At 68.0% G+C, this 25,924-nt stretch carries 23 protein-coding genes and 1 tRNA gene; 8 read left to right on the top strand and 16 right to left on the bottom strand.

Annotated features, from left to right (window positions below; translation table 11 throughout):
* Window positions 1-226: 226 nt before the first annotated feature.
* The 7 genes from ACIGHN_RS07465 to ACIGHN_RS07435 all read right to left on the bottom strand — a co-directional run bounded on the left by ACIGHN_RS07465 (window position 227) and on the right by ACIGHN_RS07435 (window position 10,004).
* Window positions 227-301: transfer RNA gene (locus tag ACIGHN_RS07465), tRNA-Arg, on the bottom strand.
* 58 nt (window positions 302-359) lie between these two features.
* Window positions 360-4,901: a translocation/assembly module TamB domain-containing protein gene (locus ACIGHN_RS07460; protein ID WP_396503862.1), complete on the bottom strand. Its 4,542-nt coding sequence runs from the start codon at window positions 4,899-4,901 to the stop codon at window positions 360-362.
* A complete protein-coding gene (locus ACIGHN_RS07455; RefSeq protein WP_396503922.1) occupies window positions 4,901-6,718 on the bottom strand; it encodes an autotransporter assembly complex family protein in 1,818 nt (605 codons plus the stop codon). Before ACIGHN_RS07455 ends, ACIGHN_RS07460 begins: the two co-directional genes overlap by 1 nt.
* A gap of 306 nt (window positions 6,719-7,024) precedes the next feature.
* Window positions 7,025-8,212: a VWA domain-containing protein gene (locus ACIGHN_RS07450; RefSeq protein ID WP_056417868.1), complete on the bottom strand. Its 1,188-nt coding sequence runs from the start codon at window positions 8,210-8,212 to the stop codon at window positions 7,025-7,027.
* A 21-nt stretch (window positions 8,213-8,233) separates the two neighbouring features.
* Window positions 8,234-8,833, bottom strand: coding sequence for a GNAT family N-acetyltransferase (locus ACIGHN_RS07445; protein WP_396503861.1), 600 nt, complete (start codon window positions 8,831-8,833; stop codon window positions 8,234-8,236).
* Between the two features lie 60 nt (window positions 8,834-8,893).
* The gene (locus ACIGHN_RS07440; RefSeq protein ID WP_056417874.1) at window positions 8,894-9,127 is read right to left on the bottom strand and encodes a hypothetical protein; all 234 of its coding nucleotides are present in this window, start codon (window positions 9,125-9,127) and stop codon (window positions 8,894-8,896) included.
* 22 nt (window positions 9,128-9,149) lie between these two features.
* Complete coding sequence (locus tag ACIGHN_RS07435) at window positions 9,150-10,004, bottom strand: MoxR family ATPase (RefSeq protein WP_056417878.1); 855 nt, start codon at window positions 10,002-10,004, stop codon at window positions 9,150-9,152.
* A 111-nt stretch (window positions 10,005-10,115) separates the two neighbouring features.
* Between ACIGHN_RS07435 and ACIGHN_RS07430 the strand changes: the two genes are divergently transcribed.
* A complete protein-coding gene (locus ACIGHN_RS07430) occupies window positions 10,116-10,778 on the top strand; it encodes a cytochrome c (RefSeq protein ID WP_056417881.1) in 663 nt (220 codons plus the stop codon).
* A 76-nt stretch (window positions 10,779-10,854) separates the two neighbouring features.
* Here ACIGHN_RS07430 and ACIGHN_RS07425 read toward each other — a convergent pair whose 3' ends face one another.
* Window positions 10,855-13,452, bottom strand: coding sequence for a putative bifunctional diguanylate cyclase/phosphodiesterase (locus tag ACIGHN_RS07425; RefSeq protein WP_396503860.1), 2,598 nt, complete (start codon window positions 13,450-13,452; stop codon window positions 10,855-10,857).
* A 141-nt stretch (window positions 13,453-13,593) separates the two neighbouring features.
* On the bottom strand, window positions 13,594-14,028 hold the full coding sequence (locus tag ACIGHN_RS07420; protein WP_056417883.1) for a DUF1841 family protein: 435 nt from the start codon (window positions 14,026-14,028) through the stop codon (window positions 13,594-13,596).
* A gap of 192 nt (window positions 14,029-14,220) precedes the next feature.
* Here ACIGHN_RS07420 and ACIGHN_RS07415 point away from each other — a divergent pair, with 192 nt between their 5' ends.
* Window positions 14,221-14,448, top strand: coding sequence for a hypothetical protein (locus ACIGHN_RS07415; protein WP_396503859.1), 228 nt, complete (start codon window positions 14,221-14,223; stop codon window positions 14,446-14,448).
* A gap of 261 nt (window positions 14,449-14,709) precedes the next feature.
* On the opposite strand, the gene ACIGHN_RS07410 is transcribed toward ACIGHN_RS07415, so the two are convergent.
* Window positions 14,710-15,510 carry an IclR family transcriptional regulator C-terminal domain-containing protein gene (locus tag ACIGHN_RS07410; RefSeq protein ID WP_396503858.1) on the bottom strand — a complete coding sequence of 267 codons (801 nt, stop codon included), beginning with the start codon at window positions 15,508-15,510 and terminating at the stop codon, window positions 14,710-14,712.
* A 90-nt stretch (window positions 15,511-15,600) separates the two neighbouring features.
* On the opposite strand from ACIGHN_RS07410, the gene ACIGHN_RS07405 reads away from it, so the two are divergent.
* The 5 genes from ACIGHN_RS07405 (at window position 15,601) to ACIGHN_RS07385 (ending at window position 20,123) form a co-directional block, all read left to right on the top strand.
* A complete protein-coding gene (locus ACIGHN_RS07405; RefSeq protein ID WP_396503857.1) occupies window positions 15,601-16,302 on the top strand; it encodes a 3-oxoacid CoA-transferase subunit A in 702 nt (233 codons plus the stop codon).
* 29 nt (window positions 16,303-16,331) lie between these two features.
* Entirely contained in the window at window positions 16,332-16,982 is a 651-nt protein-coding gene (locus ACIGHN_RS07400) for a 3-oxoacid CoA-transferase subunit B (RefSeq protein ID WP_396503856.1), read from the top strand.
* A 32-nt stretch (window positions 16,983-17,014) separates the two neighbouring features.
* On the top strand, window positions 17,015-18,226 hold the full coding sequence (pcaF, locus tag ACIGHN_RS07395; protein WP_396503855.1) for a 3-oxoadipyl-CoA thiolase: 1,212 nt from the start codon (window positions 17,015-17,017) through the stop codon (window positions 18,224-18,226).
* A gap of 5 nt (window positions 18,227-18,231) precedes the next feature.
* Entirely contained in the window at window positions 18,232-18,963 is a 732-nt protein-coding gene (locus tag ACIGHN_RS07390; protein ID WP_396503921.1) for an SDR family NAD(P)-dependent oxidoreductase, read from the top strand.
* A gap of 146 nt (window positions 18,964-19,109) precedes the next feature.
* A complete protein-coding gene (locus ACIGHN_RS07385; protein WP_396503854.1) occupies window positions 19,110-20,123 on the top strand; it encodes a Bug family tripartite tricarboxylate transporter substrate binding protein in 1,014 nt (337 codons plus the stop codon).
* 114 nt (window positions 20,124-20,237) lie between these two features.
* Here the strand turns inward: ACIGHN_RS07385 and ACIGHN_RS07380 are convergent, their stop codons facing one another.
* Window positions 20,238-20,840 (bottom strand): short chain dehydrogenase, encoded by a 603-nt coding sequence (locus ACIGHN_RS07380; RefSeq protein ID WP_396503853.1) that lies wholly within the window; start codon window positions 20,838-20,840, stop codon window positions 20,238-20,240.
* 128 nt (window positions 20,841-20,968) lie between these two features.
* Between ACIGHN_RS07380 and ACIGHN_RS07375 the strand changes: the two genes are divergently transcribed.
* On the top strand, window positions 20,969-21,856 hold the full coding sequence (locus ACIGHN_RS07375) for a LysR family transcriptional regulator (RefSeq protein ID WP_056417902.1): 888 nt from the start codon (window positions 20,969-20,971) through the stop codon (window positions 21,854-21,856).
* Window positions 21,857-21,928: 72 nt separating this feature from the next.
* On the opposite strand, the gene ACIGHN_RS07370 is transcribed toward ACIGHN_RS07375, so the two are convergent.
* The 5 genes from ACIGHN_RS07370 to ACIGHN_RS07350 form a co-directional block, all read right to left on the bottom strand.
* A complete protein-coding gene (locus ACIGHN_RS07370; protein ID WP_396503852.1) occupies window positions 21,929-23,200 on the bottom strand; it encodes a type II toxin-antitoxin system HipA family toxin in 1,272 nt (423 codons plus the stop codon).
* 2 nt (window positions 23,201-23,202) lie between these two features.
* A complete protein-coding gene (locus ACIGHN_RS07365) occupies window positions 23,203-23,757 on the bottom strand; it encodes a helix-turn-helix transcriptional regulator (RefSeq protein WP_396503851.1) in 555 nt (184 codons plus the stop codon).
* 219 nt (window positions 23,758-23,976) lie between these two features.
* The gene (locus ACIGHN_RS07360; protein ID WP_396503850.1) at window positions 23,977-24,444 is read right to left on the bottom strand and encodes a PaaI family thioesterase; all 468 of its coding nucleotides are present in this window, start codon (window positions 24,442-24,444) and stop codon (window positions 23,977-23,979) included.
* Window positions 24,441-25,151 (bottom strand): transglutaminase family protein, encoded by a 711-nt coding sequence (locus ACIGHN_RS07355; RefSeq protein ID WP_396503849.1) that lies wholly within the window; start codon window positions 25,149-25,151, stop codon window positions 24,441-24,443. The genes ACIGHN_RS07360 and ACIGHN_RS07355 overlap by 4 nt, the downstream gene beginning before the upstream one ends.
* Before the next feature lie 121 nt (window positions 25,152-25,272).
* On the bottom strand, window positions 25,273-25,920 hold the full coding sequence (locus ACIGHN_RS07350; protein ID WP_056167676.1) for a trimeric intracellular cation channel family protein: 648 nt from the start codon (window positions 25,918-25,920) through the stop codon (window positions 25,273-25,275).
* Window positions 25,921-25,924 lie beyond the last annotated feature (4 nt).

The following is a 25,924-nucleotide window of genomic DNA, read 5'->3' as shown; positions in this document are numbered from 1 at the left end:
ACGGCACCGCCGGCCCTGGGCATCGCTAGGCCTGGCGCGGCCTGGCGGCCGGTTTTTGGCGCTTCCCGAATTACGAAAAATGACGGCTTTTTACAACACATCAGGCGCGCCAGCGAAACCGTGGCCCGAAGGTGGCCACGGGTGCCTACTTTTGGCCGCTTGAAGGCCTGTTTTGTCCCGGTCTTGTCCCGGTTTTTTGCAAAGTCCTTATAAATCAAGGCCTTATTGGTCCCCCCGACAGGAATCGAACCTGTATCTAGCGCTTAGGAGGCACTCGTTCTATCCATTGAACTACGAAGAGACAGCCGCGCATTGTAGGGGCTGCGCGGGGCAGTTCCTGGCGGCCTGGTACGCCCGCCTCAGTCGTACTTCACGGTATAGATCAGATCCACCGCGCTCTTCTCCCCCGTCTGCCCGCGCAGCGTCAGGCGGCGCGACAGGTCGTAGAAGATATACAGCGTGCCCAGCGTGCCCGACAGGCTGCGTTCGTACGTCACGTACAGATCCTTGGACAAGCGCTTGCCAAAAGTGAGTGCAGCGCCCGTGGCGTCTTCGCCGGAGCCGGGGCCCTTGAAGCCGATTTCGTCCAGGCCCACGCGGTTGGCGATGTTGGCGGCGGTGTTGTTGCCGCCGCCGCCTCGGCCCAGCAGGGCCAGGGCGGCTTGTTGCAGCACGGCGGCTTCGGCGCCGCCGGCGGCGGCGTTGCGGCCCAGGACCACCCACGACAGCTTTTCGGCGTCGGGCAGTTCGGGGTCCGAATACAGGCGCACGCGCGGGGCCTGGGCGCTGCCAGTGACCTGCACGCCCGCGCGCACGCTGATGTTGGGGCGCAGGGCCAGGATGTCGAGCGACGGGTTGTTGTACGGGCCGTTGAAGCGGATGAGGCCGGTCTCCACGTCCAGCATCTGGCCCCAGGCGCGGTAGCGGCCCTCTTCGGTGCGCACTTCGCCGGTCACGCGCGGCGGGGCGCCGGCCACGGCGCTGCTGCGGATGTCCACTTCGCCGGTCAGGCGCGTGGTGATGCCGTGGCCATGCAGCGCGAAGTCGCGGCCCAGGTTCAGGGTGATGGCGATGTCCGGCGGCTTGGCGGTTTCGGCCTGGGCGGCCACCTGGTTGGCGCGGGCGGCAGCCTGGGCCTTGGCCTGGTCTTCCTTGTCCTTGGCGGCAGACCGCACGACCACGTCCGAGCCCAGGCTGGGCGCGCTTTCGTCGGGCAGGATGATGGTGGCGCGGTCGGTGGTCAGCTTGCCGCGCAGGCTGATCTGGCCTTGCTGCAGCTGGGCCTTCAGCTCGCCCGACACGCTGATCTGGCGGTCGGCGCGCACCAGCACCTGCAGGGCCTTGGCCTCGGCCTGCATGGCCATGGCGATGCCCGACATGCCGTTGCCAGCTTGGCCCCAGGTGATGCGGCCCGAGCCCGTGAGGGTGCCGCCGTCCTGCGGCGCAGCGGTGCGGTTGCCGCTGAAACCTGCGATGCGTGCGCCGCTGCCGCGCCCGCCCTGCAGGCGGAACTCGGTGATGTCCAATTGGTTGCCGCTCAAAGTGGCGCGCAGGCGGCCGCCTTGCAGGTCCACGCCGTCGACCACGGAGCGCACGGCCAGCTCGTCGGCACCCAGCGTGCCGGCCCAGCGGGGTGCGTCGCGCGTGCCGGACAAGGTGGCGCTGGCGTCCAGCGTGCCGCGCACGCGCCAGCCGGGCGGTGCCAGGGCAGACCACACACCCACGTCCGGCAGGCGGGCGCGCAGCGTGCCGGCCAGGGGGGCGTCGGCCGCCCAGGTGATGGCGGCCAGGTCGGTGCCCGTGCTGCCACCGGTCAGGGTGAGCCGGGTGTTGGCGCTGGCATCGATCTCGCCGGCGCGGTCGCTGGCCCAGGCCAGACGTGCGCGCAGCGCGTCGCCTTCCAGCTCGACCGACACCTCGGCCTGGCGCACACCGGCGGGCGTGCCCGCGGCGGGGGTGGACGTGGCCTCGGTGGCGATCACGGTGGTGGCGCCGGCACCCGCGCCCTGGCCGCTGCTTTGTACGGCAGTGACGGCAGTTGGGTCGCCCGCCAGGATGCGCAGGTCGCCACTGGCGCGCCGCAGGCTGGCGCTGGCACGCAGCGCACTGGTGGTGTCCAGGTTCCATTGGCCATCCAGCACCAGGGTGCTGCCCAGGCCCATGCGGGCCAGCAGCGGCTGCGTGGGGCGGCCCGCTGCTGCGGGTGTGCCGCCCATGCCCAGCGCGTCCACCCAGGCCATGGGCAGGCCCTGCAGGGTGCCCTGTGTCTGCAGCTGCAATGCGGGGCCGGTGGTGACTCGCACGGGCTGCCAGCGCAGCACCACGGTGCCAGGCTGCGGGCCGGTCAGGCGTGCCTGGCCTGCGGATGTCTGGATGGTCAGTGCGGGCGCTGGCTGGGGCGCGGGGGCGGTGCCACCTTTGGTGTCGTTGTTGTCGTTCCTGTTGCGCCGGCTTGCCGTGCCGGCGGCGGGGGCCGTGCTGGCCGTGGTGTTCACGGTAATGGACAGCGGCTCGGCCAGCTGCACGGCCCAGGGGCCGGGGCGCTGAGCGTCCTGCGCCTGCAGGCGCAGTTCGTTGATCTGTGCTCGCCATTGCGAGGGGGCGGCCAGGCCGCCGGACAGTCGGGCCTGCAGAGTGGCGCGCTGCATCTGCTGTGCCTGGTTGGCGTTCAGGCGGGCTTCGCCGTCCACCGACAGGGCGGCCTGCAGTACGTTGCCCGACAGCTCGGCCTTCACGCCGCGCAGTTGCACGGCGGTGGGCCTGCTGCCGGCTTCCTTGGCGGGGGGCAGCGTCAGGTCGAGCTGCGATGTGGCCAGCGTGGCCTGCAGTTCGAAGGCGTCCTTGGTTGCTGGCAAGGCTGCGCCGGATGGGGCGGCCTGCAGTTGGCGCGCCAGTGTCTGCCAGCCGCCCTTCCAGCGCGCGGTGACCGACGCTGCGCCCTTGGCGGTGGCACCCTGCAGCGCGTCCCGTGCGGCGCTGCCGGCGAACGGCAGGCTGGTGAGCCAGCGCTGCGTGGCATCCACGTCGACCCATTGCACCTGCAGTTCGCCAGCGCCGGTGGTGGGTGCGATGCTGCCTTGCGCCCGGGCCGTGGCGCCCGGTACGGTGATGGCGAGCTGGCCCTGCACGGCGGGGCCGGCCAGGGCGATGCGCACGCCGGTGCCTTCGGCGCGCGCCTGCAGTGCATCCACCAGCAGGCGGTCGAGCTGCACCGTGCCGCCACTGCTCTGCGCACCGGTCTGGGCCCCGGGTTGCCAACTGCCCTGCGCCGCCAGGGTCTGGATGCTGAGCAGGGCAGGGCGGCCCTTGGTCGCCCGTGCAGACGCTGCAGCGGGGCCCGACGCACGGATGTCTGCGCTGAAGCGCACCTGGTCGCCCTGCGTCTGTGCGCTGGCGCGGCCTGCCAGCGGCACGGCAGCCATGGCGGTGTGCAGCAGGTCGGGGCGCAGGTTGCGCAGTTCGGCCTGGCCCTCCAGCGCCTGGGTGGATGGCGTGTAGTGACCTTGCAGCGTGGCCGTGCCGGTGCCTGCGCTGGCAACGGCGCTGGGCACGGTCCAGCGGGTGCCGTCGTAGCTGGCGTCTGCCTGCAGCGCGGACAGAGGCAGGCGGCCCTGGTCCCACGGGCCCGCCAGGTCGTTGCGCAACTGGGCTTGCAGCGTCCATCCGGTGGTCGGTGCCGGCGACGCTGGGGCAGGCACGGGTGGGGCACTGCCCTGCGTGCTGGTGGGTGGATGGGGTGCGGGTGGCTGCTGCGTGGCGTTTGCTGCGGAGGTGATCGCCACCGGACCGGCCTTCACCGTGCCATGCAACTGTGTGCTGGGTGCCTGGGGCCAGAGTGCGGCCAGGTCCACGGCGCGCAGCGCTGCGGTGGCGGCCTGCAGGGGCTGGGCGGTCCAGGGGGTGACGGTGGCCGTCAGGTCGGCCTGCATGGGCTCAGCAGGCGGTGGCGTTGGCGTGCGCTGGCCTGCGCGTGGTGTTCGGGTGCCGTTGGATGCGGGTTTGGCTGGCTTTGCTGCAGAGGCGGATGATGCAGCCGATGCTGGTGGCGCCACCTCTGCTGCTACCGGGCTGATGCGCGCCTTCAGTTCCAGCTGCGCCGCAGCCGTGGCCAGCGTGCCCTGCAGCGTGGCGTGTGCGCCCAGCTGCAGCGCTGCGCCGCCACCGGGCACGGCGGTGTGCACCGCGCCGTCCACCGTGGCGTCCAGCGCCATGGGCGCATCGGCCTGCAGCGTGGCGCTGGCGCTGTAGCGGCCCTGGGCCAGCTCCACGTTGTCGATCTTCAGGCGGTGATCGCGCCCGTCGTAGCGGTAGGTGCCCTGCAGGCCCAGCACCTGCACGGCCGACGTGCCTGCCCACTGGATCTCGTCCACCCGAAACGGCACGCCGATCTGCAGCGGCAGCTTGAGCTGCGTGAGGGGTTGTGGTGGCTCGGTGCTGCGCGGTGCGTCCGCGGCCGGTGTGATCTGCACCCGGGCGGCGTGCACCTCGCCCAGCTCCAGGCGCCGTTGCAGCAGGGGCATGAGCTGCCAGCCCAGCGCGATGTCCTTCACCTCCACGGACAGCGCCGGGCTGCTCCAGCGCAGCCAGCCGATGTGCCCGCCGCCGCGCAGCGACCCGCTGACGTCGCGGCTTTCCAGTTGCTGGTCGGAGGGCAGGTACTGGGCGGCGCGTGCCAGTGCTGCCGCCAGCGAGCTGTTGCTGCCGGCCCACCACCACAGGGTTGCGGCGGTGGCGATGAGCAGGGCCACCACCGTGGCCAGCAACCAGCCCAGGCCCCGCAGCGCGCGGCGTACGCGCCGCCGTGGGGGCTTCTTGCGGCCGGACGCGCCAGCGCTGAAATCCGAAGACCTGGCGCGTGGCGGAGCGGGGGCTGGAACGGGCGTGGGGTCCTGGTTTGCCATCAGAAGCTGAACCCCAGACGCAGGTGCACCCGCACTTCCTTGGTCTTCACACCGTAGGCCAGGTCGGCCTGCAGCGGGCCCACCGGGCTGCGCCAGCGCACACCCGCGCCCACGCCGAAGCGCGGGTCCAGGTCGCCTGAGCGGTCGGCCACCGCGCCTGCGTCCACGAACAGGGTGCTTTCCCAGTCGGTCATCTCACCCTTGTAGACGATGGGGCGCTGCCATTCGACGCTGCCCACGGCCATGTAGCGGCCCCCGTAAAGCATGCCGTTGTCGGTGCGTGCGCCGATGCTGCGGTAGCCGTAGCCCCGCACGGTGGTGTCGCCACCGGTCAGAAAGAGCTGCGTCACCGGCACCTGGGCACTGTCGCGCGCCAGCACGGCCCCAGCCTCGGTGCGCACGGCGATGCGGGCATTGCGGCCCTGGCCGGCGTCGTCCTGCACGCGGCCTGCGGGGATGAAGGTCTGCCAGCGCACCAGGGTGCGCACGAAGGGGTCGCGCTCGGGCCGCAGCGTGGTGCCCACGCCCAGCTCCACGGCGATGCCGTGGCCACGCGTGGGTGCGGTCATGTTGTTGAAGTAGCGGCCCGTCCAGCCGTAGTTGACGCTGACGGCGGTGCCCGACGGCGGTGCGCCCACACCCTGGCTGTTGGCGTAGTCGTACTGCAGGAAGTAGCTGCGGTCGATGGCTTTGGTGCTCTTGCTGCGGCCCGATCGCAGGCGGCCGCTGTTGGTGTCGAAGTCGCCCGTGTCCTCGCGCTGCAATTGGCCGCCGGCGAACCAGCGCCAGCCGTTGGTGTCGGGCAGTGCGGTCCATTCGGTGCTGGCCAGTTTCGTCTCGCGGTCCAGCGACAGCTTGCTCACCGCCCGCCAGCCGATGCCGGGCAGCTTGTTGTGGATGTGCTCCAGCGACAGGCGCGCGCCGCTGTCGGTCGAAAAGCCGGGGCCGAACACCAGCTTTTGCAGGGGCGCTTCGCGCACCTGGGCCACCACCGGGGCGGCCTGCGGGTCGGTGCCTTCGGTGTCGAGCGTCAGGAACACCGCGTCGTAGTAGCCGCTGCTGGCCAGGCGCAACTGCGCGTCCAGCAGCTCGGCCTCGTCGTACACCGCGCCCGTGGGCAGGCGCGCCAGGCGGCGGGCACCATCGGGGTCGTAGCGCTCGCTGCCCTGCACGCGCAGGGGGCCGAAGCGGTAGGCCGGGCCGGGCTCGTAGGTGACGCTCAGCTTGGCCTCGTGCTTGTCGGCGTCGACCTCTGCACGGCTGTTGGCGATGCGGGCGGTGGGGTGGCGGCGGGCCTGCAGCTGGCGCAGGCCATCGGTCTTGGCCGAATCCCACGCCGACTGCGTGAAGGCCTGGCCCGGCGACAGCGACCAGTTGCGCTGCACCCGTTGCTGCTGGCGGGTGGTGGCCTTGGCGTCTTCAGGGTCTGCCGCAGGGTTGCCCGAGAAGTCGATGTCCGCGCTGGCAATGCGCGTCTGCGGCCCGGGTTGCACGGTGACCACCACGGTGCGCGGCGCGGCTTTGGAGTCCGGGGTTTCGGTCAGCTCGACCGTGATGGTGGGGGCGAAGTAGCCCATGGTGCCCAGCAGCTCGCGCGCGTTGGCGTCGGCTGCGCCCAGCAGGCGCTGCAGCTCGCTGGCGTTCACGTCGGGCAGGTTGCGAAAGCGCTGCAGCTCCAGGTGCAGCTCTAGCGTCCCGCGCACGGCATCGGGGGCGCGCACTTCGACAGCGAACGATGGCGACGAAGACTCTGCGATGACGGGCCCCGTGCCCGATGCGCTGTCGCCCTCGTCCTTGTCGACCCCGGGCCGCAGCATGCTGCAGCCTTGCAGGCCGAGCACGCCAACAAGCAGCAACGCCGGCCACAGGGCCGGCGTTGGGGAGATGGCGGTGGGGCGCAGGGGGCTGAAAGGCACGGTGGGCAAGGAGTGTTGGGCGTCCGGGGCGTCAAAAACGGCGTTTCAGGTGTCTTGCACGCCGCACCTGCACCTTGTTGGTGCCCTGCCACTATGCCCTGAAAGTTGGGCGGTCCTTGTCAGACAGCTTCGCTCACTGTGCCCGCTATGCCGAGGCGCCCCCGCCGGCCCCCTGCGCGGTGGGCGCCGGGGGCAGTGCCTGCGGTCCTACTTGGACAGCAGGCGCATGGTTTCTTCCAGCCCCTTGAGCGACAGCGGGTACATGCGGTTGCCCAGCAGCTGCTGGATGATGCTGATGCTCTGGCGGTACTGCCACACGCCCTGGGGCTCGGGGTTGATCCAGGCGTGCTTGGGAAACGCGTGGGTCAGGCGCTGGATCCACTCGGCGCCGGGTTCTTCGTTGTTGTATTCCACGCTGCCGCCGGGCTGCAGGATCTCGTACGGGCTCATGGTCGCGTCGCCCACGAAGATCAGCTTGTAGTCGCGGTTGTACTTGCGGATGATGTCCAGGGTCGGGAACTTCTCGGCAAACCGGCGGCGGTTGTTCTTCCACATGAAGTCGTACACGCAGTTGTGGAAGTAGTAGAACTCGAGGTGCTTGAACTCGGACTTCACGGCGCTGAAGAGTTCTTCCACGCGCTGGATGTGTTCGTCCATGGTGCCGCCCACGTCCATCAGCAGCAGCACCTTCACGTTGTTGTGCCGCTCGGGCACCATCTTGATGTCCAGGTACCCCGCGTTGGCGGCGGTGCTGCGGATGGTGTCGGGCAGGTCGAGCTCCAGGTCGTGCCCTTCGCGTGCGAACTTGCGCAGGCGGCGCAGCGCCACCTTGATGTTGCGCGTGCCCAGCTCCTGCTGGTCGTCGTAGTCCTTGTAGGCGCGCTGCTCCCACACCTTGACGGCGCTCTTGTTCTTGCCAGCGCCACCGATGCGCACGCCCTGCGGGTTGTAGCCGCCGTGGCCGAACGGGCTGGTGCCGCCGGTGCCGATCCACTTGCTGCCGCCTTCGTGGCGCTCCTTCTGTTCTTCAAGGCGCTTCTTGAGCGTCTCCATCAGCTCGTCCCAGCCCATCTTCTCGATGGCGGCCTTTTGTTCGGGCGTGAGCTCGTTCTCCAGGATCTTGCGCAGCCAGTCGGCCGGAATGTCCTTGGTGAAGTCGGCCACCATCTCCACGCCCTTGAAGTAGGCGCCGAAGGCCCGGTCGAACTTGTCGTAGTGCTTCTCGTCCTTGACCAGGGTCAGGCGCGAGAGGTTGTAGAAGTCGTCCAGGCTCCAGGCGTCGTCCGAGCGGGGGCCCACCACGCCGGCCTGCAGGGCTTCGAGCAGGGTGAGGTATTCCTTGACCGACACCGGCAGCTTGGCCGCGCGCAGCGTGTAGAAGAAGTCGATGAGCATGTTGTGGGCTCCTGCCGCTGGTCAGGCGGGCGTGTGGCGCTCTAAAAGATATAGCAACTGTGCCCGCGCTTCGGGCCACTCGCCGGCACGCATGCTGTACATCACCGTGTCGCGGATGGTGCCGTCGCGGCGCAGCGCGTGGCCGCGGATGACGCCGTCCTTCCTGGCACCCAGGCGCTCGATGGCGCGCTGCGAGGCGAAGTTGTAGTTGTCGGTGCGCCAGCCCACCACGTGGCAGCCCAGCATGTCGAAAGCATGGCCCATGAGCAGCAGCTTGCAGGTGGTGTTGACGTGGCTGCGCTGCACGCTCTGGCGGTACCAGGTGTAGCCGATCTCCACGCGGCGCACGGCGGGCACGATGTCGTGGAAGCTGCTGGACCCCAGCACCTGGCCGGTGGCTTCGTCGATGACGGCGAAAGCGAAGCGATGGCCTTCCTCGCGGCCTTTGAGCGCGGTGTCGATGTAGGCGCGCGTGTCCTCTGGCTCGGGCACCGAGGTGATGCGCAGCTTCCACAGATCGCCATCGGCTGCCGCCGCGGCAAGGCCCGCTTCGTGCGACAGCGCCAGGGGCTCCAGGCGCACGCCGCGGCTGCTCAGGGTGACGGGTTCTACAAAGGCCATGTTGCTGTCGTTGCTGTCGTTGCGATTGGTGCTGCCAGAGCGTGCGGTACCCCAGGCCAGTCAGTCGGGGGTGCGCTCGCGGCGGCTCGCCTGCCAGCGGCGCGCCGCGTGCAGGCCCAGTCCGCCGCCCAGGCCCACCAGGGCAATGCCCAGCAGCGTCTTGGTGCCGTAGCCGGGCGCGAAGATATCGAAGCCCAGCCACTGGCCGATCCAGAAGCCGGCCAGCGCGCCGCCGACGAAACCGATGGCATCGGCAATGCCGTCTGCGAGAGAGGGTGTGTGGGGTGCGCTCATGGGGCCGGGCTTGGCTGCGGCATCAACGATTTCTTTGGTTCATGAACACGAGCTTTTCGAACAGGCTCACATCCTGTTCGTTCTTGAGCAACGCGCCCACCAGCGGCGGCACGGCCACCTTGTTGTCAGCGCTTTGCAGCGCGGTGAGCGGGATGTCCTCGGCCACCAGCAGCTTGAGCCAGTCAAGCAGCTCGCTGGTCGACGGCTTCTTCTTGAGGCCGGGCAGATTGCGCACGTCGTAGAAGGTCTTCATCGCCACGGACAAGAGCTCGCTCTTGAGCGTGGGGAAATGCACGCCCACGATCTGGCGCATGGTGTCGGCCTCGGGGAACTTGATGAAGTGAAAGAAGCAGCGGCGCAGGAAGGCGTCGGGCAGTTCTTTTTCGTTGTTGGAGGTGATGAACACCAGCGGGCGGTGCTTGGCCTTTATGAGCTCGCGCGTCTCGTAGCAGTAGAACTCCATGCGGTCGATCTCGCGCAGCAGGTCGTTCGGGAATTCGATGTCGGCCTTGTCGATCTCGTCGATCAGCAGCGCCACGGGCCGGTCGGCCGTGAAGGCCTGCCACAGCACGCCCTGCACGATGTAGTTGCGGATGTCCTTCACGCGGTCGGCGCTGTCGCCATCATTGAGCTGGCTGTCGCGCAGGCGGCTCACGGCGTCATATTCGTACAGGCCCTGCTGGGCCTTGGTGGTCGACTTGATGTGCCATTGCAACAGTGGCATGTCCAGCGCCTGGGCCACTTCTTCGGCCAGCATCGTCTTGCCGGTGCCGGGCTCGCCCTTGATGAGCAGCGGGCGCTGCAGGGTGATGGCTGCGTTCACGGCCAGCATCAGGTCTTGGGTGGCGACGTAGTTCTGGGAACCTTGAAATTTCATGAGGGAAATCACCGGATCGTTGATGGATGGGGCTTGACAGGCGCTGGCTATAATCTGCTGTTGATCAGATCCCCAGAGCTGACTGAACTTCCACGAGATTGTGCGCGCAAAATGAACAAAACGCTGACCACGCTATTCGCCCTGGCTGTCGCTTCCGTGACCGCCGTCTCCCATGCCCAGGAAGCCAAAGGCGACGTGGAAGCAGGCAAGCAGAAGATCGCCATGTGCATCGGTTGCCACGGTATTCCGGGCTACCAGGCCAGCTTTCCGGAAGTGCACAAGGTGCCGATGATTTCGGGCCAGAGCGCCAAGTACATCGCCGCTGCGCTGACCGCCTACCAAAAGGGCGAGCGCAAGCACCCCACCATGCGCGGTATCGCCGATTCGCTGTCTGAAAAGGACATCGCCGACGTGTCTGCCTACTACGAGCAGCATGGCAAGACGGGTGCAGAGCTGCCCGCCAAGCCCGCCCGCGAACCCAGCGTGCAAGTGGCCGAGCTGCTCAAGAAGGGCGCCTGCGTTTCGTGCCACGGCGACAACTTCGCCAAGCCCATCGACCCGTCCTACCCCAAGATCGCCGGCCAGCACGCCGACTACCTGTTCGTCGCCCTGAAGTCGTACAAGGCCGAGAAGAACCCCAACGTGGGCCGCAGCAACGCCATCATGGGCGGTGTCGCCAAGCAGTTCACGAATGCCGAGCTGAAGGCGCTGTCCAACTACATCAGCGGCATCGACGGCGACCTGCACGTGGTGCCGCAATCGCGCTTTCGCTGATCGCAGCAAGAGCCCGGCGGTGTGATCAGTCACCCGCCCGCAACCAGAACAACCCGCCATGCCCTGGCGGGTTTTTTCATGCCTGCGTGGATGGCGCTGACGACGGTGTTGGCGGTGTTGGCGGTGAGCCCTTGCCGTCGCCGTCCAGCGACCGCACCGACAGGTCCATCTCCTGCAGCAGCGCGGGGCGGCCGAACCAGTAGCCCTGCGCGCTGGCGCAGCCCATTTCGCGCAGGCGTTGCGCGGCGGCCTGTGTCTCCACACCTTCGGCCACCACGGTCACGCCGAAACCTTGCGACATGTTCAGCACGGCGGTGACGATGGCAGCGTTCTGCGGCGAGTCGAGCAGGTTGCGCACGAAGCTCTGGTCGACCTTCACGCAGTCGAACGGCAGGCGGCTCAGGTACGCCAGCGACGAGTAGCCGGTGCCGAAGTCGTCGATGGCGATCTTCACGCCCAGCGCACGGATGCGTGCCAGGCGCTGGCCGGTCACCGCATCGCCCTCGATCAGCACCGACTCGGTCAGCTCCAGCGTCAGGTGCTGCGGCGGCAGGCCACTGGTGGCCAGCACCTGCTGCAGCGCGGCCGGGAAGTCCGACTGGATGAGCTGCCGCGCGGACACGTTCACATGCAGGTCGAAGCCTTCGGGCAGCCGCGGCAGTTGCTCTGCGATGTCCCGCGTGGCGCGGCGCAGCACCCAGTCGCCCAGGGCGAGGATCAGGTCCGACTCTTCGGCCACCGGGATGAACACACCCGGCGGCACCATGCCCCGCGTGGGGCTGTGCCAGCGCAGCAGCGCTTCGGCGCCGCTCACGCGGCCGGTGGCCAGCTCGATCACGGGCTGGTAGTGCACGAGGAACTGGTCTTTCTCCAGGGCCTGGCGCAGTTCGGTGGCCAGCCGCGCGCGCTCCTTGGACTGCTCTGCCATGCTGGGCTCGAACACCACGCACTGGTTCAGGCCGCGCCGCTTCGCCTCTCCCAGCGCGATGCTGGCGTTGCGCAGCCATTCGGGCAGGTCGTCGCCGCGCAGGTGCCCGCCCACCACGCCCACCGATGCATGCACCATGACCTCGTCGGCGCCGGCAGAGAACGGCGTGGAGAACAGCGCCAGCACTGCCTTGGCGATCTGCGCCTGCGTTGAAGACTCGCCGCCGGCCAGGTGCAGCAGCGCGAACTCATCGCCGCCCAGGCGCGCCATGAGCACGGGGGCGGGCAGGCGGGCGCGCAGGCGCTCGCTCACGGCCTGCAGCAGGCGGTCGCCCGTGCCATAGCCCACGTTGTCGTTGATGGCGCGAAAGGCGTCCAGCCCCACCAGGGTCAGCACCGCAGGCTGCGGCTCGGTCCAGTTGGCCTGCTCCAGCAGGCCCCGGCGCGTGAGCAGCTGGGTGAGGCTGTCGTAGATGAGCAGCTCGCGCATCTGGTTGAACGAGCGCTGCAGCCGCTCCGCCATCTGGTTGAAGGCGTGCACGAGGATGGTGGTCTCCAGCAGCGGGCTGCTTTTTTCGATGCCGGTGCTCCATTCGCCGCGTGCAATGCGGTTGGCAGCCTCGGCCGTCATGAGGATGGGGCGCGCGGCGCGCTCGATCACCCACAGCCCGAGGATGAGGCCCAGAACGGCGATGGCGGCGGTGGCCAGCAGCGCCCGGCGGCTGGAACTGCGCGAGTCGCCGAGCAGGTCGGACTCCGGCAGCAGCACGACGATGCGCCAGTCGATGCCGCGTGCGTCCGCGTACCGCGTGACCCGGCCGAAGTACTGCTCGCCCTGGACCGTGAAGCGAAAGCCCGTTCCCTCGGCCGTGGTGGGCGCCTGTTGCAGGTAGGCGCCGGCAGCGCGGATCTGCGCGCTGGCGCTTTGGTCCACGCTCAGGCGTTCGCGCTGGCCGGCGGTGTCCTGCCGGTCGCTGACCAGCGCGCCGGGCTCGGAGTGCGCGACCATGCGGCCCTGCGCGTCGGTGATGAAGATCTGGCCTTGCCCGCGCAGCGGCTCCTCGCGCAAAAAGCGGTTGAGGGTGTCCAGCCGCACGTCGGCCTCCATCACACCCACCAGCTGGCCCTTGACCACGACGGGCGACGCGGCCGAGATGGTCACGTCACCCCGCTCGCCGGCGGTGGTGTAGATGGGCGACCACAGGGCCTTGCCCGACTGCGCCACCGGTGCATACCAGGGCCGAACGCGCGGGTCGTAGTGGGGGAAGGCCGCGGCCACCTTGGTGGGGGTGGCGTCCTCGTACACGTTCATGAGGCCGCGGGTGGAGCCGTCCTTGAGGATCAGCTTGAAGCCGCTGCGTGCGCTGGCGTCCCGGCGGATGCCGGCGTACTCGCCCGTCTGGCTGCCGAAGCTGAGCAGGCTGATCTGCTGGTGGTCTGTATAGAGCTCGGAAAAAATGCCCTGCAAATGCTGGTACACGGGCTTGAGGTTGCCTGGCTGGTACAGGCCATGGCGCGCTATGGCATCGCCGATGCTGCGCTGGATGAGGAAGGGCGCCTCCAGAAACTCGGCCAGCCGCCCGCGCGAGGTGTTGGTGATCGCATCGAGCAGGCGCACGCTCTCCTGGTCGATCAGATCGGTGATCTGCCGGTGCTGCGTGACGGCCTGCAGTGCCACCGTGGCTGCGAACAGCGCGGCGAAAGGCACGGCGATGGCCGTTCGCAGGGAGAGCTGAAATGCGCGCATCCGTTGGGGGCTCCTGGACCGGACTGGACAGGCTGCACGCAAGGAGCGTGCCTCGCGTGGCCGGTGTCGGTGTGTCCTATTGTGTGCGCCAGCGGGAAGAAGCGGCAAGCTCCCTCGGCAGGGCGTGTTTTCCGTGCCCTGTCAGTCCTTGGTGGCGCGCCGCTGTACGCAGGCGATGTAGGCCTGGCCGTCCGGCGGGCGGCCGGCGCGCTGGCTTTCCCACAGCATCTCGCCCAGGCAGTCCATGGCCGCGTGGTGGGCGTCGTGCAGGGAGTCCAGCCGCGCGGTCAGCAGCTCCACCGCCTGGCGGATGCCGCGGGGCTGGTCGATGCTGCACTGCTCGCTGATGGACAGGTGCATCGACAAGTGCAGAAAAGGGTTGGTCTGGCCCGGGGTCTCGTCGTAGTTGCGGGCGACGGCGGCATCGGCGTCGGACAGCTCGCCGTGGTATTCGGGGTGCTCCGCGATCCACAGGCTGGCCAGCGTCTCGATGGCTTCCATGGGGGCGCCGGCCTGGGTCTTGGTGTGCACCCCGCAGAGAAAGCGGCGCACATCGGCTTGGGAGGGGCTGAACATGGGGCGGAAGGTTAGCACGCACCCCGTGGGCCTGGGGCGTGCAGGGTTGCGGGGCGCGTCGTCAACGCAGCATAGTCTGCGGCCATGTCCTACGCGGCGGCTTTCGGGCCGCTTCTACATTTGCGTTGCGCAGAGAGAGCCGGGCCCTATCTGCCAGATTCCACGGATGGCCCGGTGCTTGGAGATGCGTTCATGACTGCACTGCGAATTGCGGGTGTGTTGCTGCTGATGATGGGCATGGCGGTGTTTGTGGCCGGCGGAATCAGCATTGGCGGCGACGCTTTGCAGGCGCCACTGGGTGTACTGGATCTGACGGCCCAGGACAACTACGAGGCGGTCGTCATTCCACAGTGGATGAGCCTGGGTGCCATGGTGCTGGGCGGCATGGTGCTGGTGGTGGGCTTTCGCCGCAAAGACTGACCCCGCGCGTTTCCTGCCACGGCCGCACTTTGCGTGCCGTGGTGCCAGTCACCGCAGCGAGCTGTTGGGCGGTGGTGCCCTGGCCTTTGCACCCACGCAAGGCAAAGGCCACCAGGGTGTCAGCCCCGGCAACTCGTTGCGGTGAATCGTCCCATCGGTGATTCTCACCGCGCCGCGCGGCCCGCATGAAATCGCACTGCACTGCACTGCATAGTTCCCCCGAATCACACCTGGCAGTGCTGCCTCTCAATGCGCTGCCGCTCAGGTACGCGGCGCACCCATCATCCGTGAGATGGTCCTGGCCGCACGCAGCAGCGCGGGCAGCAGGGTCTCCTGCATCATCTGCGCACTGGTCCGGTTGGCCTGGCCGCTGATGTTGAGCGCCGCCACCGTGCGGCCTGTGCGGTCGGCCAGCGGCGCGGCAATCGATATCAAACCCTCCTCCAGCTCCTGGTTCACCAGGCACCAGCCTTGCTGGCGTGCCTCGCGGATGCGTGACAGCAGTGTCGGCAGGTCGGTGGTGGTGTGCGCGGTGAAGCGCTCGAGCGGGTGCTGCTCCAGGCGCGCCTCCAGCTCCGTATCGGGCAGCCCGGCCAGCAGCACCCGGCCCATCGACGTCCACGGCGCCGGCAGGCGCGAGCCCACGCCCAGGTTGGTGCGCATGATCTTGTGCGTGGGCACCCGCAGCACGTAGACGATGTCCAGCCCGTCGAGCACCGCGGCCGATGACGACTCGCGCACGTCTTCCACCAGGTCTTCCATCACCGGCTCGGCCAGGTTCCAGATAGGCAGCGACGACAGGTACGCAAAGCCCAGGTCCAGGATGCGCGGGCTCAGCCGAAAGAGCTTGCCGTCCGTCTCCACATAGCCCAGCGTCTGCAACGTGAGCAGGATGCGGCGCGCACCCGCGCGGGTCAGGCCGGTCTGCGCGGCCACTTCGCTCAGCGTCTGCTGCGGCCGGGCGGCGCTGAACGAGCGGATCACCTCCAGCCCGCGGGCGAACGACTGCACATAGCTGTCGCTGGGTTTGGGGTCTTTGGTGGGGAGCGTTTCGGTATTCATGCAGCGGCCCTCTATAATTCTTTATGCGAACATTTGTTCTATAAGCGAACAAATTCTATCCCGAGACAAGCACATCATGAAAGCGGTTCGATGATCAACAAGCTGGCGGAGTCGGTGGCCCAGGCCCTTTCGGGGGTGAAGGATGGTGCCACGGTGTTGATAGGCGGGTTCGGCACGGCCGGCATTCCCGGTGAACTGATCGACGGCCTGATCGCCCAGGGCGCGCGCGACCTCACGGTGGTCAACAACAACGCCGGCAATGCCGACCAGGGCCTGGCCGCGCTGCTCAAGGCCGGCCAGGTGCGCAAGATCATCTGCAGCTTTCCGCGCCAGGTCGACAGCTACGTGTTCGACGACCTGTACCGCAGCGGCAAGCTCGAACTCGAACTCGTGCCCCAGGGCAACCTGGCCGAGCGCCTGCGTGCTGCGGGCGCGGGCATCGGTGCGTTCTTCTGCCCCACGGCCCACGGCACCGAGCTGGCCGCCGGCAAGGAGACGCGCGAGATCAACGGCAAGCACTATGTGCTGGAGTACCCCATCCACGGCGACGTGGCGCTGATCAAGGCCGAGCAGGGCGACCGCTGGGGCAACCTGACCTACCGCATGTCGGCCCGCAACTTCGGCCCGGTGATGGCCACGGCCGCCAAGACCACGATCGCCACGGTGCACGAGGTGGTGGAACTGGGCGCGCTGGACCCGGAGGCCATCGTCACGCCCGGCATCTACGTGACCCATGTCGTGAAGATCGACCGCACCGCCACGCAGGCCGGCGGTTTCAAAAAATCGGCATGAAATCGGCCCCTACCGCACAAGGAACAGGCGTGAGCAGCTATCAAAAGCGTAGTAAAGAAGAACTGGCACAACGCGTGGCGCAGGACATCCACGACGGCGCCTACGTCAACCTGGGCATCGGCCAGCCCACCCTGGTGGCCAACCACATTCCCGCGGGCCGCGAGGTCATCCTGCAAAGCGAGAACGGCATCCTGGGCATGGGCCCGGCGCCGGCTGCGGGGCTGGAGGACTACGACCTCATCAACGCCGGCAAGCAGCCGGTGACGCTGCTGCCCGGCGGCGCGTATTTTCACCACGCCGACAGCTTCGCGATGATGCGCGGCGGGCACCTCGACATCTGCGTGCTGGGCGCCTTCCAGGTCAGTGCCACGGGCGACCTGGCCAACTGGAGCACGGGCGAGCCCGGCGCCATCCCGGCCGTGGGCGGCGCCATGGACCTGGCCATCGGCGCCAAGCAGACCTGGGTGATGATGGACCTGTTGACCAAGCAGGGCGCCAGCAAGATCGTGACGCAATGCACCTACCCGCTCACCGGTGTCGCCTGCGTGAAGCGCATCTACACCGATCTGTGCACACTGGCCTGCACGCCCACCGGGCTGCAGCTCATCGACACCGTGCCCGGCCTGCAGTTGCCTGAGCTAGAGCAACTGGTGGGCCTGCCCATCCGCCCCGCCGCCTGAATCCAACCCCCAAGAAACGAGGAGACAACACCATGAGCACACAACGCCAAGCCTTCATCTGCGACGCCATCCGCACCCCCTTTGGCCGCTATGGCGGCGCGCTCTCCAGCGTGCGCACCGACGACCTGGGCGCCATCCCCATCAAGGCGCTGATGGACCGCAACCCCGGCGTGGACTGGGCGGCCGTGACCGACGTGCTCTACGGCTGCGCCAACCAGGCCGGTGAAGACAACCGCAACGTGGCCCACATGAGCAGCCTGCTGGCGGGCCTGCCCATCGACGTGCCCGGCGCCACCATCAACCGCCTGTGCGGCTCGGGGCTCGACGCCGTGGGCACCGCAGCGCGCGCCATCAAGTCGGGCGAGGCCGGCCTGATGATCGCGGGCGGCGTGGAGAGCATGAGCCGCGCGCCCTTCGTGATGCCCAAAGCCGAGAGCGCTTTCAGCCGCAACAACGCGGTGTACGACACGACCATCGGCTGGCGCTTCATCAACAAGCTGATGAAGGAAAAGTACGGCGTCGACTCCATGCCCGAAACCGCCGAGAACGTGGCCACCGACTTCGGCATCGAGCGCGAGGCGCAGGACCGCATGGCCCTGGCCAGCCAGCTCAACGCTGTGGCGGCGATCAAGGCCGGCCACCTGGCGCGCGAGATCGTGCCGGTGCACATCCCGCAAAAGAAGGGCGACGCCATCATCGTGAGCCAGGACGAGCACCCGCGCGAGACCAGCCTGGAAGCGCTGGCCAAGCTCAAGGGCGTGGTGCGGCCCGACGGCACGGTGACGGCGGGCAACGCCAGCGGCGTGAACGACGGCGCCTGCGCACTGCTGCTGGCCGACGAAGCCAATGCCGCCAAATATGGCCTCAAGCCCCGCGCCCGCGTGGTGGGCATGGCCGTGGCCGGTGTGGCGCCGCGCATCATGGGCTTCGGCCCCACGCCCGCCACGCAAAAGGTGCTGGCGCAGACGGGCCTGACCATCGACCACCTGGACGTGATCGAGCTCAACGAAGCCTTTGCCGCGCAAGGCCTGGCGGTGCTGCGCGCGCTGGGCATCAAGGACGACGATGCGCGTGTGAACGCCTGGGGCGGCGCCATTGCGCTGGGCCACCCGCTGGGTGCCAGCGGTGCGCGCCTGGTGACCACCGCTGTGAACCGCCTGCACGAACACGCCGGCCAGTACGCGCTGTGCACCATGTGCATCGGCGTGGGGCAGGGCATTGCCATCATCCTGGAGCGCGTGTGACCGCCATCGATAAAAGCACTCCCGTCACGGTCGTCACCGGCGCCAGCAACGGCATCGGCCGCGCCATCGCCGAGGCCGTGCTAGCCCAGGGCCGCGCCGTGGTCAACCTGGACTACCTGCTGCCCAGCTGGAGCCACCCGCTGCTCACGTCCTACCAGGGCGACCTGACCGACGAGGCATCGACCCGTGATCGCGCGGCCGAGATCGCCGCCAAACACAATGTCACGGCGCTGGTGAACAACGCCGGCGCCACGCGCCCCGGCACCATCGACACCGCCACCACGGCGCACCTGGACGACGTGGTGGGCCTGCACCTGCGCGCGCCCATGCTGCTGGTGCAAGCCTTTTTGCCCAGCCTGCGCGCGAGCGGCCAGGGCCGCATCGTGAACATGTCGTCGCGTGCCGCGCTGGGCAAAGGCGACCGCATCGTGTATTCGGCCACCAAGGCCGGGATGATCGGCATGACGCGCACGCTGGCCATGGAGCTGGGGCGCGACGGCATCACCGTCAACGCCATCGGCCCCGGGCCCATCGCCACCGAGCTGTTCCGCCAGAGCAACCCCGAAGGTGCGCCGCAGACGCAGCGCATCCTGAACAGCATCGCCGTGGGTCGCATGGGCACGCCCGACGACGTGGCGCGCGCGGCGCTGTTCTTCCTCTCGCCCGACAACGGTTTCGTGACCGGGCAGGTGTTGTACGTGTGCGGTGGTACCACGCTCGGCGTGGCACCTGTCTAGCCACCTGAACGCATTTGCACTGCAGCCCTGAAAGGGGCGCACCCCCTGTTCTCGCCCGGAGGCCTTGGCGCCCGGTTGAGGCCACGGCGCGGCGGGTTCCGCGCTCGTGACACCCATTTCATCCACCTTTCTGAAGGAGACAAACCATGACCCGTTCCATCCACACCACCCGCCGCTTCGCACTGTCGGCCGCTGCCTGCGCGGGCATTGCCGCCATCGCCGGTGCTGGCCTGCTGGGCAGCAGCGCAGCAATGGCCCAGGCCTACCCCACCAAGCCCGTCACCATCGTCGTGCCCTTTGCCGCGGGCGGCACCACCGATATCCTGGCCCGCATCATCGGCCAGGCGCTGACCACCGAACTCGGCCAATCGGTCATCGTGGACAACCGTGCCGGCGCGGGCGGCAACATCGGTGGCGCGCTGGCGGCCAAGGCCCCGGCCGATGGCTACACGCTCTTCATGGGCACCGTGGGCACGCACGCCATCAATGCCAGCCTGTACAAGAAGATGCCGTTCGACCCCATCAAGGACTTTGCGCCGCTCACACGCGTGGCCAATGTGCCCAACCTGCTGGTGGCCAACCCGGCACAGCCCTACAAGAGCGTGAAGGAGCTGATCGCCTACGCCAAGGCCAACCCCGGCAAGGTGAACTTCGGCTCGTCGGGCAACGGCAGCTCCATCCACCTGTCGGGCGAGCTGTTCAAGAGCCTGGCCAAGGTGGACATGGTGCATGTGCCCTACAAGGGCAGCGCACCGGCCGTCACCGACCTGCTGGGCAACCAGATCGGCATCATGTTCGACAACATGCCCTCGGCCATCCAGCACGTGCGCAGCGGCAAGCTGGTGCCCATTGCCGTGACCACGGCCAAGCGCTCGCCCGAGTTGCCCAACGTGCCCACCATCGCCGAAGCCGGCGTGCCGGGGTATGAGGCCACGTCCTGGTTCGGCATGTTCGCGCCCACTGGCACGCCCGCACCGGTGCTGGCCAAGCTGAACACCGCGCTGGTCAAGGTGCTGAACCAGGCCGAGGTGAAGAAGAAGATCAATGAACAAGGCGCCGAGACGTACAGCGAGACGCCCGAGCAGTTCACCGCCTTCATCCAGGCCGAGTCCGTGAAGTGGGGCAAGGTGGTCAAGGAGTCGGGCGCCAGCTTGGACTGAGCTGCGCCTTCGGTCATTGCAGCTACTAAAATGATAGCTGCTGACGCTTGATAGAAAAGCGGCAGCAGCTATTTTCTTTTCATTCCCAGCTGGGTGGGGTGCAGGTTGCCGTGATCACTGCACGCGGTACACGCGCCCCGTCTGCGCGCCTTCCACGCTGCGCTGGTAGCCGCGTGCGGCGCGCTCGGCAGGCACGGTGTCGAAGCCTGGGAAGAACGGCCCGTACACGTCCACCGATTCGGTGAGGATGGTGGGGCTCACGGCGTTGATGCGCAGGCCGCGCGGCAGCTCGATGGCGGCGGCGGCCACGAAGCCCTCGATGGCGGCGTTCACCGCCGTGGCGCTGGCGCCGTTGCGGATGGGCTCGATCGACAGGATGCCCGCGGTCAGCGTGATGGAGCCGCCATCGGTCAGGTACTTCTGGCCGATCAAAGCCAATTGCACCTGGCCCAGGAGCTTGTCTTGCAGCCCCAGGTTGAACTGCTCGGGCGTCATGTCGGCCAGCGGGCCGAAGTGCAGGTTGCCGGCGGTGCTGACGATGGCATCGACCGTGCCCACCGCCTCGAACAGTTGTGCGACCGCGCCCGGCTGCGCAAAGTCCACGCGGTGCGTGCCGCTGCTGCGGCCTGCGGTGATCACGTCATGCCGTGCGCCCAGGTTGGCCATCACGGCCTGGCCGATGGTGCCGCTCGCGCCGATGAGAAGAATCTTGGACATGGTGTTTTCCTTGAAGGTTGAAAAAGAACGGGGGGAGGAACAGACAGGCCCTGATTCTTTTGTGAATCAAACAATGCATAAAGTACATTGAAGTTATTCTTGTGCTAACCATTGATTAGGAATCTGCCATGGACAAACTGCGCAACATGGAAGTCATGGTGGCCGTGGTCGAGGCCGGCAGCTTCGCCGCCGCCGCGCGCCAGCTGCAGGTGTCGGCGGTAATGGTGGGCAAACACATCCAGCAGCTCGAAGCCCACCTGGGCGCGCGCCTGTTCCAGCGCAGCACGCGCCAGAACAGCCTGACCGAGGTGGGCGCCGCGTTCTATGAAGACAGCAGGCGCGTGCTGGAGCAAGTGCGCTGGGCCGAGTCCGCCGTGGAGCGCAGCCGCGCCGTGCCCCAGGGCCTGCTGCGGGTCAGCGCGCCCTTCACCCTGGGCACCCACGTCATTGCGCCGCTGGTGGCCGACTTTCTGCGGGTGCACGACCAGGTGCGCGTGGACCTGCAGCTCACCGACAGCGTGGTGGACCTGGCGGGCGAGGGCTTTGACGTGGCGGTGCGCATCGGCCGGGTGGTGGATGAAGGCCTGGTGGCCCGCCCGCTGCGCCCCTACCGCATGGTGATCGCTGCCGCACCCGCCTACCTGCAGCGCCACGGCACGCCCGGGCGCGCGGCCGACCTGGACCGCCACCAGTGCCTGAGCCATTCGGCATGGCAGCGCCGCGTGGAGTGGACGCTGCGCGATGGCGACACGGATTTCTTCTGGCCCGAGAACGCCCGCCTGACCTGCAACCAGGGCGAAGGCCTGCGCCAGGCCGCGTTGCGCGGCCTGGGCCTGATCATGCAGCCCGAGGTATTACTGGCCGACGACCTGGCCCGCGGCGCGTTGGTGCCGGTGATGCAGCACTGCCTGCCCGCGGCGCGCGCCGTGCAACTGGTCTATGCGCCGGACCGGCGGCAGCTGCCCAAGCTGGCGCGGTTTGTGGAGCATGTGGTGGCGGTGATGGGCGTGGCTTGATGCGTGGCAATGCAAAGCAGCGCAGCGCAGCGCAGTGCAGTGCTGTGCAGCGCAACGTTCTGCGACGGCAGATCAGCAGAAAGCTTCGCGCTGCTGCCTGAGCGCATCGCGGTCGATGCTGGCGGCGAGCTGCTCCATGTCTGCGGGGCAGACGCCATGCTGCACAAAATGCCGGGGCCATTGCGCTACCACCTGGGCGACGTCCTGGATCAATGCGATGGCCCGGGCCCGTGTGATGCCGAACTCGTTCAAGTCGGTCAACGCGTTGTCCAGCGTGGACTGCGCCCCGTGCCGGCCCACCACCATCGCCTGGTAGCCCATGTTCTGCCGTGTGGGCACCACGTCGAACGCCGGGGCCAGGTCGTAGTAGCCATCAAAGCCCAGGCGCAGGCAGTGGTTGCGTTCGTGGTCGTCCGTGTTGTCCATCAGGATGTTGAACACCATGCGCCTGAAAAGCTCTTCGCGCAGGGCCTTGTGGCGGTCCGGGTGGGCCTGGCGCAGCAGTACCGTGGCCAGCGCGCCATAGCTTTCGGCCAGGCCTGCCGCTGCCAGCGCGGTCTTGGCAGAAATGCAATGCACTCGCAGGTTCAGTGCCTCGGTCTGCAGACGGTCAAACCGCTGGATCGTCAGCGCATGGCGTTGGGATGGGCGCGCCTGGCGCGATGCAATGGGCAGCACACCCGTGGTGGCGACATGGATACCCGCCTGCGCTGCCAGCGTCATCGTGGCGTGTTCGATGAGGGGCGTGTCCACGGTGTCGTCGAGTTCGCTGAACTTGATCACGCAGGGGCCGTTGTCGGTTTGCAGCAGCGCCTTGGGCCGGGCCCCGCCCAGCGTCACGCCGGGCTGCACCAGGCGCTGGATTTCGGGGGTGACCGGGGCTTGGGACTGCACGTCTTCCACTGCCCGCACCATGGCGTCCAGGTCGCGCAGCTGCGGGTACTGCCCGATGCGGCGGGGAACGTAGTGGTCGGCCGATGTCGAGATGCCCAAAGCGCCGAAGCGGTCGTCCCCCGCGAACAGCAGCATCTCCAGGATCGACAGGCGTGCAGGGCGGTCGATGTGGCGGATGATGCGCTCGCCCCAGCGGTCGGGGCGGGCATCGTCGATGGCGCCGGGCGCACTGTCCTTGTGGCCTGCGCTGAACATCTGGCCGGCCAGCAGGGGCAGGTCTTCGCTCAGCGCAAACTGCCACCAGTCTGCGGCGTAATGGAAGGTGGCGCAGTTGGGCACCAGTTGCGACAGGCTGACAGCGCCCGCCAGAACAGGGTTGGCAGGGTTGACCAGCGCCCACACGTACAGCGTGTCCTGCGGCTGGTAGGAGCGCGGGGTGACGTCGGCCATGCTCACGGCCGCACCTTGTTGTGGCCGGCGATGAGGGCCGCCAAACCCGCTGCGGTGCTGTTGGTCTTGTGATCGGACATGCCCAGCCCAGCGGCTACCTGCGTGGCCCGCTGCACGTTGTCATCCTGTGGTGGGCCCCAGGGACTTGTCGTTGCTTCCCGCGCAACGTGAGAAGCCCGAGGTTCGGCTTGGGCCGTTTTTCCCTTTGCGGGTTTCGGCTCCGAATACCCCATCTGGCCTTGCCGCACATCAGTGGAGGGCGCCTCTTGCACCGCAGCCCTGGTGGCTTGGGGCCGGCTGCGGGTCCGGGCCACTTCCCGTTCCAGCGAGGCCATGTCGTTTTGCGGCGCAACCAGGTCAGCCAGGCCCAGGGCCGGGTTGATGATCCACATGCACATGACGTAGGACGCCATCGCGACGGATGGGTCGCCCCGTTCGATGCGCGCCATGGTGGGTTGCGACACCCCCAGCCGCTGCGCCCACTGCGCCTGCGTTTCCTTGCGGCGCTTGCGCGCGATCACGATGTTCTGCGCCAGCAATTCGATCTGCTGCAGCACAGCCTGGGGGTGGTCAGTGGGCCTGGTGTTTTGAACGGGCATTCATAGATGTTAGTGCAAATTGAATTTTCTGACATCTATGAATTTCACTGTATTGTTGTGAAAACCCTCTTTTCATTCATAGATGAATGAAAATCGACAAAATCATGTATCTATGAATGAATCTGTCGAAGAGGTGATGTGGAAATAGGCTTCCGGCTTCCGGCTTCCCGCAGCTGCTCATTCCACCGCGTTGCGTGCAGCAGCCGGCCCGATCTTGAACACCCCGCTCACCCGCGCGCAAGGCACGCCATCGGCCGTGACCTGCCCCTGCGCAAACACCAGCGAGCGCGTGATGCGCAGCGGATCGGCCTCGCCTTCCACCCACGCGCCCAGCGGGGCAGGGGCGAGGTAGTCGATCTGCAGGCTGATGGTCGGTAAAAAACGGTCGGCCACCTCGGTGCTCTTGCGGTGCACGGACAGCGGCAGCAGCATGTCGCAAAAGCTGGCCATCATGCCGCCGTGCAGGTTGTTCATGGGGTTGACGTGGCGGTGCTCCACCCGAAATCCGAACCGCACCACGTCGCCCTCGTGCCGCACATACAGCGGGCCGTTGTGCTCAATGAACGGCCCGCCCGAGGCCAGCGCCACGAAACCTTGGGGGATCTGCGGCAGAGGGGCGTGCGCTGAGGAGGGGTTGGACGTCACCGCGCGGCCTCCTGCTCCACATCGTCGGCAAAGCTGGCGCCGTGCAGCACGCTGGTGGTGCTGCTGCTAGCACCACTGCCGCTGTCGAGCCAACCGCCGTACACCGCCTGAAAATCCGCCACGATCTGCGCGAGCGGCATGTCGTCAAACGCGCCGCGCTGGTGCACGTACTCCATGTGGCGTGCGCCGGATTTGTCGAACGGGTGGTAGATCGAATCGTTCTCGCCATCGAACGTGAGCGGCAGCAGCCCGAAGCGGTCGCACAGCTCGATGTTGAAGGCCGGCGTGGCCTTGCGCCATTGGCCACCCAGCCAGATGTCCGTGTAGCCGTGCCAGATGAAGAGGTCGGTCTTCATGGTCTCGCGCATGCGCTCGGTGGAGAGGTGATTGCGCACGTCGGCAAAGCCCATGCGCGCGGGGATGCCCGCTGCGCGGCACGCGGCGGTGAGCAGCGCGGCCTTGGGCACGCACCAGCCGTGGCCGTGGGCCAGCACGCTGCTGGCTGCCATGCCCTCGGGCGACAGGTCGATGCGGTAGGGGTCGTAGCGGAAGCCGTCGCGCACGGCCAGGTACAGGGCGACGGCACGCTCACGGTCAGTGGCGCCGCGTGCATGCTCGGCCGCGAAGGCCTGCACGGCCGGGGCGTCGCTGTCGATGAGCGCTGTGGCGCGCAGGTGGGCGGGGGTGGGGTGGTCGGGGGTCGTCATGGTTCGATGGCTCCTCGTGGCCCAGTGTGCAGGTAGCGGCGGTGCGCAGCTGTCACGGGGGCGGCAGGCCAGTGTGCCGCATCGCATGCCGCGGAGCGTCCACACAGCGTCTGGCCGCGCCTCACACCCGCCAGGCCGGCAGCTCCCAGTTGCGCCACAGCGCCAGGCCGCGCAGGCCCGCGGTGAGCAGCACACACGCCACCAGCGGAGCCCAGTCGGGCGCGTGCAGGTGGCGCAGGGCCACGTCGGCCCAGCCACCGGCAAACGCGCACAGCGCATACGGCCGGTGGTCGCTGAAGGCCTGGGGTACTTCGTTGCACAGCACGTCGCGCAGCACGCCGCCAAAGGCGCCGGTGATCACGCCCATCATCACGGCGATGATCGGCTCCATGCCGACGGCGGTGGCGATGTCGACTCCCACCGCAGCGAACAAGCCGAGGCCGATGGCGTCGGGCACGAGCATGGCGCGCTGGGTGGGCTCGAAGTGGCGCTGGCGCATGAACAGCATCGCGCCCACGCACAGGGCCAGGATGCCCCAGACAAAACCGGTGTGGCGGATCCAGAAGAAGGGCCGCTGGTCCAGCAGCAGGTCGCGCAGCGTGCCGCCCCCAAAGGCCGCGACGAAGGCCAGCACGCACACACCCACGGCGTCGAGCCGCTTGCGCGCGGCAGCGATCACGCCCGACAGAGCGAACGCGATGGTGGCAGCCACCTCCAGAAGAAAGCGCAGGGTGTGCACCCAGGGGGCGTCGAGCAGCGAGGGGTCCATGGCC

This window comes from Acidovorax sp. NPDC077693, assembly GCF_044542805.1.
In the GTDB taxonomy this organism is placed as follows: domain Bacteria; phylum Pseudomonadota; class Gammaproteobacteria; order Burkholderiales; family Burkholderiaceae_C; genus Acidovorax.
This window is presented reverse-complemented; position numbering and strand designations above follow the sequence as displayed.

Excerpts from the sequence above, each read along its gene's own strand:
- ACIGHN_RS07370 (WP_396503852.1), bottom strand. The coding sequence starts at position 23,200 with ATGGCCGACGTCACCCCGCGCTCCTACCAGCCGCAGGACACGCTGTAC.
- ACIGHN_RS07375 (WP_056417902.1), top strand. The coding sequence starts at position 20,969 with ATGGACAAACTGCGCAACATGGAAGTCATGGTGGCCGTGGTCGAGGCC.
- ACIGHN_RS07350 (WP_056167676.1), bottom strand. The coding sequence starts at position 25,920 with ATGGACCCCTCGCTGCTCGACGCCCCCTGGGTGCACACCCTGCGCTTT.
- ACIGHN_RS07440 (WP_056417874.1), bottom strand. The coding sequence starts at position 9,127 with ATGAGCGCACCCCACACACCCTCTCTCGCAGACGGCATTGCCGATGCC.
- ACIGHN_RS07450 (WP_056417868.1), bottom strand. The coding sequence starts at position 8,212 with ATGCTCATCGACTTCTTCTACACGCTGCGCGCGGCCAAGCTGCCGGTG.
- ACIGHN_RS07420 (WP_056417883.1), bottom strand. The coding sequence starts at position 14,028 with ATGTTCAGCCCCTCCCAAGCCGATGTGCGCCGCTTTCTCTGCGGGGTG.
- ACIGHN_RS07415 (WP_396503859.1), top strand. The coding sequence starts at position 14,221 with ATGACTGCACTGCGAATTGCGGGTGTGTTGCTGCTGATGATGGGCATG.
- ACIGHN_RS07455 (WP_396503922.1), bottom strand. The coding sequence starts at position 6,718 with ATGCTGCGGCCCGGGGTCGACAAGGACGAGGGCGACAGCGCATCGGGC.
- ACIGHN_RS07405 (WP_396503857.1), top strand. The coding sequence starts at position 15,601 with ATGATCAACAAGCTGGCGGAGTCGGTGGCCCAGGCCCTTTCGGGGGTG.
- ACIGHN_RS07380 (WP_396503853.1), bottom strand. The coding sequence starts at position 20,840 with ATGTCCAAGATTCTTCTCATCGGCGCGAGCGGCACCATCGGCCAGGCC.
- ACIGHN_RS07410 (WP_396503858.1), bottom strand. The coding sequence starts at position 15,510 with ATGAATACCGAAACGCTCCCCACCAAAGACCCCAAACCCAGCGACAGC.
- ACIGHN_RS07430 (WP_056417881.1), top strand. The coding sequence starts at position 10,116 with ATGAACAAAACGCTGACCACGCTATTCGCCCTGGCTGTCGCTTCCGTG.
- ACIGHN_RS07385 (WP_396503854.1), top strand. The coding sequence starts at position 19,110 with ATGACCCGTTCCATCCACACCACCCGCCGCTTCGCACTGTCGGCCGCT.
- ACIGHN_RS07460 (WP_396503862.1), bottom strand. The coding sequence starts at position 4,901 with ATGGCAAACCAGGACCCCACGCCCGTTCCAGCCCCCGCTCCGCCACGC.
- ACIGHN_RS07425 (WP_396503860.1), bottom strand. The coding sequence starts at position 13,452 with ATGCGCGCATTTCAGCTCTCCCTGCGAACGGCCATCGCCGTGCCTTTC.
- pcaF (WP_396503855.1), top strand. The coding sequence starts at position 17,015 with ATGAGCACACAACGCCAAGCCTTCATCTGCGACGCCATCCGCACCCCC.
- ACIGHN_RS07445 (WP_396503861.1), bottom strand. The coding sequence starts at position 8,833 with ATGGCCTTTGTAGAACCCGTCACCCTGAGCAGCCGCGGCGTGCGCCTG.
- ACIGHN_RS07355 (WP_396503849.1), bottom strand. The coding sequence starts at position 25,151 with ATGACGACCCCCGACCACCCCACCCCCGCCCACCTGCGCGCCACAGCG.
- ACIGHN_RS07435 (WP_056417878.1), bottom strand. The coding sequence starts at position 10,004 with ATGAAATTTCAAGGTTCCCAGAACTACGTCGCCACCCAAGACCTGATG.